This window comes from Tepidibacillus decaturensis (assembly GCF_001561915.1).
Classification (GTDB): Bacteria; Bacillota; Bacilli; order Tepidibacillales; family Tepidibacillaceae; genus Tepidibacillus_B; species Tepidibacillus_B infernus.
Genome location: NZ_LSKU01000002.1, coordinates 79,716 through 91,275 on the forward strand (window position 1 = coordinate 79,716; position 11,560 = coordinate 91,275).

The window sequence follows — 11,560 nt, forward strand, 5'->3', positions numbered from 1 at the left end:
TAAAATAGATAAGTGGTTTCCATCATCCAAAACTTGTTCATGTTGCGGTCAAGTAAAGGAGTCTCTATCTCTTTCTGAGCGCATATTCATTGTGATTGTGGTTTTGTGGCAGATAGAGATTGGAACGCTTCTATCAATATCAAGCGTGAAGGATTGCGACTGTTAGTATAATCATAAATAGAGCATGGAACAGGCTCGATAGCTAAGTAAATTTCGTACCGTTAGGTGCGATTACCTTAGAAGCCCCCACCTCTAAGCGAAGCGTAGGTGGCGGGTAGTTCACTCCACATGCTACAATTTCATTCCGTTTGAAATATATAAAAAGGACCGGGATACGCCCGGTTTTTCTTATTTCCTCTCAATAGTACGCAATGCCAATTATAAGACCAAGCTCCGATTTGAGAAATAATAACTTTTGTTAAACGATTTATTTTTCTGAAAATTTGTTATAAAAAGGAGGGGATTATTTTACTAGTATAGAATTGAGTGATACATAAATGAATCACTTATTGTCCATGGGGGTGTATTATGCTTCAGACATCCATGACTTTGATTGAAGCGGCAGGACAGTTGGAACGGGGAAATCATGATTGCTTACCAGTGATAGGACCGGGGGCATTTTATGTGGGGTGTTGTCTCAGTCCCACATTGTACGGGCACTAGGCCAGGGATTACTACCAACAGCGACTGTTAAAGAAGCTATGGAAACCTCTTTTGCTATAGCAAGTAGTTTTGATGAACTGCAAAGCCTATTTGATCTAGGTCAATCTTATGTAATATTGCTCGGGAAAAACGGTCCCAGAGCATTGAGTCTTCGTGAATATGCGTTGGATAACTTACAAAAAGGAGTTAGTGTTCTTTCATACTGCAGGCAAATGTCTCATGAGTTAGATACTCTAAAAACTTTAATTGAAGAACTGGATACGATTATTGAATTATCTCTTGACGGCATTTATGTTACAGACGGGTCCGGTTATACAATCAAGGTCAACAAGGCGTATGAACGAATTACCGGAATCAAACGTAACGAAGTTTTAGGGCGCCATATGCAAGAGTTAGTTAATGAAGGGTATTTTTCCCAATCTGCCACTTTACTTGTCCTTAAGAAACGTAAGCCGGTGACAATTATGCAGCAGATAAAAGGTGGGATCAGCATTGTTGTCATCGGAACACCAGTCTTTGGTCAAGATGGAAAGATTGTCAGAGTAATAAATAATATCAGAGATGTTACGGAACTTATACAACTTAAGCTTAATTTGGAAGAGACCAAAAAGTTAAAAGACAATTATTTTTGTGAGTTAACTCAATTACGTAGTCAACAAATAAAAGAGGAAGGCATTATTGTAAATAGTATCTCGATGAAACAAACGTTTGAGCTGGCCTTACGGATAGCTCCGGTAGATACAACGGTTTTGATTCTCGGAGAATCTGGAGTAGGTAAAGAAGTTATGGCTAAATTTATTCACAACAACAGTAAGCGTAAAGGTGAACCGTTTATAAAAATTAATTGTGGAGCTATTCCACCAAACCTTTTGGAATCAGAACTCTTTGGTTATGTTGAAGGTGCATTTACGGGTGCAAAAAAAGAGGGGAAACCAGGATTGTTTGAATTGGCAGATAAGGGAACGCTTCTACTGGATGAGATTGGGGAGCTACCCTTGGATTTGCAAGTGAAACTTTTAAGAGTACTTGAAGAGCACGAATTTACCAGGCTTGGCGGCGTGAAGCCGATTAAGGTAGATGTAAGGGTACTGTCCGCAACCAACCGAGATCTTCAATCTATGGTCAAAGAGGGAAAATTCCGTGAGGACTTATTTTATCGATTAAATGTTGTTCCGATAACCATCCCATCTTTAAGAGAACGCAAAGAAGATATTCCTTTATTGGTTCAGCATTACCTGACAAAATTTAATAAAAAATATGAAATGCATAAACAAATTTCATTGAACGCGTTAGAAAAGCTTGTTCAATACCGCTGGCCAGGAAATATTCGTGAACTTGTAAACATCATTGAACGTTTAGTGGTGACAGTGAATGATTCGGAAATTGGCCTGAACCATCTTCCGGTTCAAATTAGCCAGTTGGAGTTAGCGGAGATATCATTGCCCGCGTTGGAAAAGATACCTTTGAGGGACGCGGTAGAGCGCGTTGAGAAAATTCTTCTCGACAGAGCAATGAAGCGTTTCGGTAGCACTAGGAAGGCAGCTAAAGCGTTGGGTATGAGTCAAGCAACGCTCGTAAGAAAATTACACTATTATTTCGATAGTGAATCAAGAATGAATCAAAACCCATAAAAAGTGAATTGATTATGATTCGGTATGTTCATTAATAAGTGAAAAACAGGGTGCTAAAACCGGGATGGTATAATGTCTTTCGTATTGGCATGGTTTTTGCAAAAGAATTCTCTCAGATTAAGTTTTCGCGCAATTCATACTATAAAGAAAATACAAGAAAAATACAATTATGGTTGAAAGGAGGGAGATTGTAATTCTGAGTAGCGCGAACTAAAGGGAGAGGTTTTAGTTATGTCGGAAGTAAATTCATTCCAAACAGCTAAGAAAATTATTACCGGCTGGAGTAGTTTAGCTAGACTTGGTAATCCTGATGATTCCGCTAAAAACCTAACAAAAATCGCCTCCGACAAAACAACTAGAAGTAACAAATTCCTTCATATCGATTGTGAGGCGATACTTGAAATGTCGAGTATTAAATAAAGCGTTACACCATGGATATTCTGTGTTATTAGTATTATTCTACTTTTTTTGTTTAATCACTTGTTTTATCTATCTGAAGTTGTTAGATGCATGGGTAATTCAGATATATTCTCTTTGGAATTAGAACGGAGATTCCACAATAAAGAATGGGAGGAAGAAAAGATGAAAGTTTATGTTCTTGATACTGGGTGGTTGGAATGCGACGAAAATTGGATGGTTGCTCAGTCAGTACTCGGTTCTGTAAGTAATAAGACTCCTCAGGTTAATTGGATTAAGATACCTGTTTATGCCGTTTTAATTGATCATCCCCAAGGTAAAATACTGTACGATTTAGGGTGTCACCCTGATGCCATGAATGGATATTGGCCTGCCGGGCTGGCCAGCGTATTTCCTTTCTATTATGAAGAATCGCAAAGCTTTGTCTCCCAGCTTGCTCTAACAGGAACCAAACCGGAAGACATCAAAACGATCGTTGTTTCCCATCTCCACCTTGATCATGCAGGTAATATGCATTTGTTTAAGCATGCCGATGTTTATGTACACCGGCAGGATTTTATATATGGTCAAACTCTCGTTCACTTAAGTCCAGACCCTGCTACCCACGGGGCATATGTTAAAGCAGATCTTGAAGTTCCGGTAAAACAATATCACCTTGTTGATGAAGATTTTGAGCTGGTTCCGGGCGTGGAACTTATTTCTTTACCTGGCCACACACCGGGCGTTTTAGGCTTAATCGTCCATTTGGAAAAGGAAGGAACCCTCATTTTTCCCCAGGATGCTGTGTATGACCGGCGGAATTACGGTCCTCCGGCCAAGGCGTCAGGCATTGTGTATGACAGCATTGAGTTCTTTAAGTCGATTGAAAAAGTTCGTAAGTACGCAGAGAAATATAATGCCAAAGTTATGTTTTCCCACGACATGGAATTCTTCAAAACGATGAAAGTTGCCCCTGACTTTTATGAGTGATAATTGCTACTAAAGCTCAAGCTCGGATTCGAAAGTCTGTAAGCACGATAAGTGCCTCAAACCATTGTAACATAGGGGCTATAGGTACTTGTGGATAACTTGTCGTGTATCTACGTTTTTGGAATTGGTCGATATCTTGGAAAAATTCAATGAAAGGATTCAATGCAGGCATTATCATAGGGGCAACCTTTTTGACTAAATGATTGTTTAAATCCTTTAAAATGAACATTTAACACCAACCATCTTTAAAAGTATGAATATTAGGGTAAGGATGATATCTTTTCTTCGTGATTGAACGAATATCAGCCTTTTTCATCAAACACTGTACTCGTTTTAAACTTACCTTATAGCCTTCTTTTTGAAGAAGATAGTGAATCTTAGGAACTCCATAACGTTGTTTGCATTCTGTATGAAATTTATTAAATGATGAACATATTAAAAAAGCGTTTTTGGGTATGTAGAAACCATTAGAACGAAAGGTAGGAGTGTTTCTTATGTATAATTTTGTTTCTCCTTTAACAATTATATCCGGTGCCGGAAGCTTAGCCAAACTTCCAGAACAAATAAATAGATTTAATGCAAAGAAAGTAATGATTTTTGCAGACCCGGGTGTGATCCAGGTTGGAATAGTTAAAAAAGTTGAAGATGTATTAGTAGGTGCAGGCATTACTTATGATTTGTACAGTGAGATAATACCAGAACCTCCAGTACATATAGCAGACCAAGCAGTTAGTGCTTTAAAAAATAGTGATGCTGATATGGTAATCGGAATTGGGGGAGGAAGTTCTTTAGATATTACCAAGGCTGTAGCTGTTTTAAGCAAACACGAAGGTACAGTAGCAGATTACCTAAACTTAACGGGAACGAAAAAATTAAGTAATAAAGGTCTTCCAAAAATATTAATTCCAACTACATCGGGAACTGGATCAGAAGTAACTGATATTGCTGTATTTTCTTTAGAGTCTTCAAAAGATGTAATTACAAATAACTATTTGCTGGCTGATGTCGCGATTGTTGATCCAGAATTAACATACACACTTCCACCTAGAATTACAGCGGCTACAGGAGTTGATGCTTTAACCCATGCTGTAGAAGCTCTTATTTCTGTTAACGCTTCACCTTTAACAGATGCTTTAGCATTGGATGCTATTAGACGTATTAGTCAAAATATCCGTACAGGTGTATGGCATGGCTCTAATGTAAAAGCACGCAATGAATTATCCTGGGGAAGCTTAATCGCAGGCTTAAGCTTTTATAATGCCGGAGTATCAGGTGTCCATGCATTAGCTTATCCGTTAGGCGGACTATTTAAACTATCCCATGGGGATTCTAATGCTGTACTATTACCCTATGTATTTGATTTTGTCTGGCCATCATGCATAGAAAAAATGGTGCTCATGGCAGATGCATTAGGAGTAAATAGAGCAGGTTTATCTAACCGTGAAGCTGCAATTGCTGCGGTTAAAGCGTTGTATGATATTGTTAAGGATGTAGGAATACCAACTAATTTGCAGGAATTTGATATAAAAGAAGAGTATATTGAAAAATTATCGCAGGATGCGTTAAAACAAAAGCGTTTGCTAGCTAGAAGCCCAAAACCTTTCACAATTGATGATATAAGAAAGGTTTATACAGCAGCTTATAATGGGAAATTAAATCTGTTATAATAAAATTTTTTCAGAAAATTATAACATCTCTTCTAAAAAAATGATAATCTTATATTTAGAATTTCATAAAAATCTAGGGAGGGATAAAAGAGTGAAAATAATACGTATTAATATGAAAGATTTAACCGTAAGCGAAGACCAATCTTTAAAATACAACGGATTAGGAGGAAGAGCCTTAACATCAAAAGTAATACATGACGAAGTCCCTCCTACATGTCACCCGCTGGGATCATTTAACAAATTAGTCTTTGCTAACGGAGTTTTAACAGGTTCTGGAGCATCCAGTGCAGACCGCTATTCGATAGGTGCCAAAAGCCCGCTAACCGGAGGCATCAAAGAAAGTAATGCAGGAGGTATTTCCGGTCTAAAACTTGGAAGATTGGGAATCAGTAGTCTGATCTTTGAAGGAGTTCGTGACGATTTTAAAATTATTCATATCTCTAAAGAGAGCATCACCTTTGATGATGCAACACCCATTTTAGGCAAAGAATTAAGTGAAGCAGCCGATTGGTTGAGAGATAGATACGGAAAACATATTGCCGTCTGGTTAATTGGAGTAGCAGGAGAACAGAAAATGAACCTTGCTGCCATAGCAGGTCAGGATAAAGAAGGCTTACCAACCAGATTTAATGGCCGGGGAGGGCTTGGAGCAGTTGCAGGTTCAAAGGGGATAAAAGCAATAGTATTAGATGATGCCGGAGTTGAAAAGAACAAACCAAAGGACAGAGAAAAATTCAGAGAAGCAATGAAGACTTATCATAAATGGTTAATGGAGACACCGGGAACAGCAAAAGTATTCCCAGAGCTTGGAACAGCAGGACTGGTAAAAACAACAAACGCCCTGGGAGCCCTGCCGACAAGGAATTTCTCAACAGGTTCATTTGAACTCTATGAAAACATAACAGGAGAAAAACTAAGAGAAACAATACTAGAGCGTGGCGGCGAAGGAAATCCGACACATGCCTGTATGCCGGGTTGTATAATTCGCTGTTCCAACGTCTATGTAAACAAAGCAGGTAAACTGGTAACATCACCACTAGAATACGAGAATATCGGTTTATTAGGATCAAACCTTGGTATAGGAGAACTCGATGCAATAGCAGAACTAAACAGATTATGTAACGAATACGGAGTGGATACCATCGAAACAGGAGCAGCAATAGGCGTACTAATGTCACAGGGAGTACTATCCTTTGGTGACGTAGAAGGAGCAATAAACGCAGTAAAAGAAATTAAAGCAGGAAGTCCTTTAGGGAGAATCATTGGCGGGGGAGCAGAGATAGTCGGTAAATTGTACGGAGCATACAGAGTTCCAACAGTAAAAGGGCAATCAATGCCAGCCTATGACCCAAGAGCAATCAAAGGACTTGGTGTCACATATGCAACATCACCAATGGGTGCTGACCATACAGCAGGGCAAACAATAAGGGCACAAATTGACCATCATTCTGCAGAAGGTCAAGTAAAAGCATCAAAGGACGCCCAGGAAACAGTTACAATCTTTGATTCCTTAGGAATGTGCTACTTCAGTGGAGGAGCAATTCAAGGCCGCTTTGATCTTATTGCTGATTTAATTACTGCTTATATCGGGCAGAAGGTTACAGCTGAATACTTAAAAGAAACAGCCTTAGAGACATTAAAGCTTGAGCATCAATTCAACAGAAGGGCAGGATTCACCAAAGCTCACGATCGATTACCAGAGTACTTCTATACAGAAATGAATGAAGCAAGCAAAACAGTATTCGATGTGCCTCAAGAAGAGTTAGAGTTAATAGGAGTCGAAGGGAATGGTCGTTAAGATTACCTCAAATATTCCTTATTTACAGCAATTAAATGGAGAACATCGAGTAGTAGAGAAAACCACAGTTAAAGCTTTTTTAGAATGCTTAGGTATTAAATGGGATGAAGATGCTTTGGTTGTATTAAACGGTAAGATTAGCACCGGTCAAGAAAAATTAAAAGAAAATGATAGAATTCAATTGCTAATTCCGCTTGCAGGTGGATAAAAAAGAAATCAAAATTCTTATAATCAATAAAAACCGCTGATTCTTCAACGGTTTTTTATTCCTATTGGAAGGGGAACTAGAATCTGTTACGAATAGGTTTAGAAAGTGGAACCACAAGTTCGCAAGGGAAAAGAAGAGTCACAAAACGTAAGAGAGTATTTATCTGATGTATTTAAAGAAATGGATAGCAAAGATTGGGAAGAAGCCACAGAGGTATTTGAACAGGTTAGATATAGTCGTTCATCTATTGCAGGAGTATGGCAATTCGGACGATCTGGAGGAAATTAATAACAAAAATTCAAGCTTGACGCCTTTATTCTAATTTTGTTAGAATAGGCACAATATAAGACGACTAGTGCTAGGATGGACAACCCATCCTAGTTATTTTTGTATAGGCTAAGAGATAATTTATTTATTTAATGGAGGTCCTATATGGAAAAGCCAAATGATATGATTATTGTTTTAGACTTTGGTGGCCAATATAATCAACTGATTGCGCGAAGAGTAAGAGATTTAGGGGTGTATAGCGAACTAATTCCTTTTGATACACCAGCAGATCAAATTAAATCTATGAACCCTAAAGGAATTATTTTCTCAGGTGGACCTGCAAGTGTCTATGTAGAAAATGCACCTATCGTTGATCCCAAAATATATCAACTAGGGATCCCGATTTTAGGAATTTGCTATGGAATGCAATTAATGACCCACCAATTAGCGGGGAAAGTTGAACGAGCTAATGTTCGTGAATATGGAAAAGCGAATATTCAAATTAAGACAGATTCTTTGTTATATAAGGAATTAGATAAAACCCAACAAGTTTGGATGAGCCATTCAGATTTAGTTATTGAGCCGCCAAAAGGATTCCAAGTTGATGCAAGTACTGAACATGCTCCTATTGCTGCAATGAGTCATCCAGAAAAGCACTATTATGCAGTACAATTTCATCCAGAAGTACAGCATTCGCTTTATGGAATGGATATGTTAAAGAATTTTCTGTTTGATGTATGTAAAGTAGAAAAGAATTGGTCAATGGAAACCTTTATTGAAGACAAACTTCATGAAATTAGGGGAATTGTTGGAGATAAAAAAGTATTATGTGCCTTAAGTGGCGGGGTAGATTCTTCTGTCGTAGCTGTCCTTATTCACCGAGCCATCGGAGATCAATTAACTTGTATGTTTGTAGATCATGGACTGCTTCGGAAAGGGGAAGCAGAAAGTGTCATGGAAGTCTTTGGTGAGAAATTTAATATGAATGTGATTAAAATCGATGCAAAAGATCGTTTCCTTACTAAGTTACAAGGTATCAGTGACCCTGAACAAAAACGTAAAATCATTGGGAATGAATTCATTCGAGTATTTGAAGAAGAGTCAAACAAACTGGGAGAATTTGATTTCTTAGCCCAAGGGACTCTATATACTGATATCATTGAAAGTGGGACAAAAACTGCGCAAACGATTAAGTCCCATCATAATGTAGGTGGATTGCCTGAAGACATTCGTTTTGAATTAATTGAGCCATTAAATACATTATTCAAAGATGAGGTTAGAAAAGTTGGAACCGAATTAGGAATACCTGATGAAATTGTGTGGCGCCAACCCTTCCCAGGGCCTGGTTTAGCGATTCGAGTATTAGGGGAAGTAACTGAGGAAAAGCTGCAGATTGTGCGGGATTCAGACCAAATCTTGCGGGATGAAATAAAAGCAGCTCATTTAGATCGTGAAATATGGCAGTATTTCACTGTATTACCTGATATAAAAAGTGTTGGTGTGATGGGGGATGTAAGAACCTACGCCTACACCGTAGGTATACGTGCTGTCACCTCCATCGATGGGATGACTGCTGATTGGGCAAGAATCCCTTTTGAAGTTCTAGAGAAAATATCTAATCGAATCGTTAATGAAGTAGATGGAGTCAATCGTATTGTTTTAGATATCACCTCAAAACCACCTTCAACGATCGAATGGGAATAATTGAGTTATTTCACGAACAATTTATACTGTTTATAAAAAAATGTTCGTTTTTTATCTTGACAATCAAACAAGCTCTTGGTACACTTACTATTGAAAGAACAACATATAATTCAATCATATCTGTTCTTCGTATATGTCTGAGAATAAGGCTCAGATGTCTCTACCGAGCGACCGTAAATTGCTTGACTACGAAGGGATCAGACCTGTTACAAATCTTATAATTTTTATTGCGCTTAAGATTTGAACTGTTTAGACCCTTCTATGCCTAGGTAGAGATCTTCTATCTAGGTTTTTTCATTTTTAAACAAATAGTAAATGAGGAGGAGAAATTGATGGAACAAACAGCAAAACTATCCCAAAAAAATAATTCAGAGCTAGTCTCTGGCATCGATCGTTTTTTTGGTTTAAGTGAAAGAAATACCACGGTTCGTACAGAGTTATTAGCTGGAATCACTACCTTTCTAACAATGGCTTATATTTTAATTGTTAATCCATTTTTCCTTGGACAATTAGGTGGAATGGATATGGGAGCTGTGTTTGTTGCTACTGCTGTATCAGCTGCAATTGGTAGCTTATTAATGGGACTATTAGCTAACTACCCAATCGCTTTAGCTCCTGGAATGGGTTTAAATGCATATTTTACATTTACGGTTGTATTAGGGATGAAAGTACCATGGCAAACTGCTTTAGCAGCCGTCTTTATTTCAGGTGCTATTTTCTTTATTTTAACTCTTACAAAAATTAGAGAAGCCATTATCAATGCAATCCCATCTGGTTTAAAACACGCTGTATCCGCTGGTATTGGGTTGTTCATCGCTTTTATTGGATTAAAGAATGCGGGTATCATTGCTGCAGATCCGGAAGGAACATTTGTAAAACTTTCTACAGAGCTTGGTAGACCGGATATATTACTTACTTTTTTTGGAATCATCGTTACCTTATTTTTCTTAGTTAAAAAAGTAAAAGGCGGAATTTTTTATGGTATGATTTTAACCGCTATTGCTGGTTGGGTATTTGGTATCGTTCAAACTCCTACAGGTGTTTTTGCTGCACCACCTAGTATTGAACCTACTTTTATGCATCTTGATTTTAAAGGTGCTTTAAACATGGGATTATTAACGATTATCTTTTCCTTCTTGTTTGTAGATTTCTTTGATACTGCAGGGACATTAGTTGGCGTGGCCAATCAAGCAGGACTCATGAAAGATAATAAATTACCTAAAGCAAGCCGTGCACTCACAGCTGACTCGATTGCTACTATGGTAGGTGCAATGTTTGGTACATCTACTGTAACCTCATACATTGAGTCATCAGCAGGTGTTGCAGCTGGTGGTCGTACTGGTTTAACCGCAATTTTTACATCAATCATGTTCTTAGTTGCACTTTTCTTTTATCCATTGATTCAAGCTGTTGCAAGTGTTGCAGCAATTACATCTCCTGCGTTAATTATCGTGGGAATATTAATGGTGTCTAGCTTGAAAGAAATTGACTGGAAAGGACTTGATGAAGCTGTTCCTGCTTTCTTTACTATGTTAATGATGCCTTTAACTTTTAGTATCGCAACTGGAATTAGCCTTGGATTTGTCGTTTATCCATTAGTGAAAGTATTTGCTGGTAAAGCCAAAGAAGTTCATCCAATCATGTATGTTTTAGGAGCATTATTCGTATTAAGATTTATCTTCCTATAAGAAATGAAATAGTAGTTCTTTTTATGATCAAAATATTAAAATTGATTGACTATATAGAGGTTATTGGTTGTCGAAACTAATAATCTCTATTTTTTGCCTAAGATTTGGCCAAGACAAATTACATAAAATAATAATTGTAAAATATGGTGTAGTTTTCTGCGGTGTGTAAGACAAAATTCGACTAAAAAAATATACTTGACGAAAGACGTTGAAATGTGCTAAATTTACATAGTCGCCAATACGACAAATTTTCTTAAAAGGATTAAAAAAATCATTGACGACAAAATACGATTCATGTTAGTATATTATTTGTCACTTCGTGAAACCTTATGATTAAAACGTTCGACAAAAAAATAAAGAAAAAAACAGTTGACAAATTAACATAATATATGATAAGATAAATTTTGTCGCTGTTACGACATACTAATTGAAACTTTGATTGCTCTTTGAAAACTGAACAGTGTAAAAGCCAAGCGTACCACGGAAATGTGGACCTAATCAATTTATTAGAGTTAAGGATAACTTTTTATGGCCTCGTGATGATGCTC

The 11,560-nt window shown here is 37.5% G+C and carries 10 protein-coding genes, 2 pseudogenes and 1 riboswitch; of the genes and pseudogenes, 10 read left to right on the top strand and 2 right to left on the bottom strand.

Translation table 11 applies throughout. From position 1 onward, the window contains the following. The 4 genes and pseudogenes from U473_RS14420 to U473_RS13915 form a co-directional block, all read left to right on the top strand. A pseudogene (locus tag U473_RS14420) lies at window positions 1–171 on the top strand (zinc ribbon domain-containing protein); the annotation flags it as partial. A gap of 419 nt (window positions 172–590) precedes the next feature. After that, window positions 591–2,294 carry a sigma-54 interaction domain-containing protein gene (locus U473_RS13905; RefSeq protein WP_068727845.1) on the top strand — a complete coding sequence of 568 codons (1,704 nt, stop codon included), beginning with the start codon at window positions 591–593 and terminating at the stop codon, window positions 2,292–2,294. A 231-nt stretch (window positions 2,295–2,525) separates the two neighbouring features. Next, a complete protein-coding gene (locus tag U473_RS13910) occupies window positions 2,526–2,714 on the top strand; it encodes a hypothetical protein (RefSeq protein ID WP_068727847.1) in 189 nt (62 codons plus the stop codon). Window positions 2,715–2,876: 162 nt separating this feature from the next. Then, window positions 2,877–3,680 (top strand): N-acyl homoserine lactonase family protein, encoded by an 804-nt coding sequence (locus U473_RS13915; protein WP_068727849.1) that lies wholly within the window; start codon window positions 2,877–2,879, stop codon window positions 3,678–3,680. Between the two features lie 16 nt (window positions 3,681–3,696). Here U473_RS13915 and U473_RS13920 read toward each other — a convergent pair whose 3' ends face one another. Next, window positions 3,697–3,909, bottom strand: a complete 213-nt coding sequence (locus U473_RS13920) for a hypothetical protein (RefSeq protein WP_068727852.1) — start codon at window positions 3,907–3,909, stop codon at window positions 3,697–3,699. Continuing rightward, window positions 3,830–4,098, bottom strand: a pseudogene (locus tag U473_RS15315) (IS3 family transposase); the annotation flags it as partial. The gene U473_RS13920 and the pseudogene U473_RS15315, both read right to left, overlap by 80 nt. Window positions 4,099–4,174: 76 nt before the next feature. Here U473_RS15315 and U473_RS13925 point away from each other — a divergent pair. From U473_RS13925 to U473_RS13950, 6 genes are all read left to right on the top strand, one after another. After that, window positions 4,175–5,347 carry an iron-containing alcohol dehydrogenase gene (locus U473_RS13925; RefSeq protein WP_068727854.1) on the top strand — a complete coding sequence of 391 codons (1,173 nt, stop codon included), beginning with the start codon at window positions 4,175–4,177 and terminating at the stop codon, window positions 5,345–5,347. 91 nt (window positions 5,348–5,438) lie between these two features. Then, window positions 5,439–7,145 carry an aldehyde ferredoxin oxidoreductase C-terminal domain-containing protein gene (locus U473_RS13930; protein WP_201024230.1) on the top strand — a complete coding sequence of 569 codons (1,707 nt, stop codon included), beginning with the start codon at window positions 5,439–5,441 and terminating at the stop codon, window positions 7,143–7,145. Beyond that, a complete protein-coding gene (locus tag U473_RS13935; RefSeq protein ID WP_068727858.1) occupies window positions 7,135–7,353 on the top strand; it encodes a MoaD/ThiS family protein in 219 nt (72 codons plus the stop codon). Before U473_RS13930 ends, U473_RS13935 begins: the two co-directional genes overlap by 11 nt. A 105-nt stretch (window positions 7,354–7,458) precedes the next feature. Then, the gene (locus U473_RS13940; RefSeq protein ID WP_068727860.1) at window positions 7,459–7,641 is read left to right on the top strand and encodes a hypothetical protein; all 183 of its coding nucleotides are present in this window, start codon (window positions 7,459–7,461) and stop codon (window positions 7,639–7,641) included. A 144-nt stretch (window positions 7,642–7,785) separates the two neighbouring features. Next, entirely contained in the window at window positions 7,786–9,324 is a 1,539-nt protein-coding gene (gene guaA / locus U473_RS13945; protein ID WP_068727862.1) for a glutamine-hydrolyzing GMP synthase, read from the top strand. A gap of 107 nt (window positions 9,325–9,431) precedes the next feature. Continuing rightward, window positions 9,432–9,533, top strand: a riboswitch (purine riboswitch). A gap of 177 nt (window positions 9,534–9,710) precedes the next feature. After that, window positions 9,711–11,012, top strand: a complete 1,302-nt coding sequence (locus U473_RS13950; RefSeq protein WP_082732613.1) for an NCS2 family permease — start codon at window positions 9,711–9,713, stop codon at window positions 11,010–11,012. Window positions 11,013–11,560: the final 548 nt, after the last annotated feature.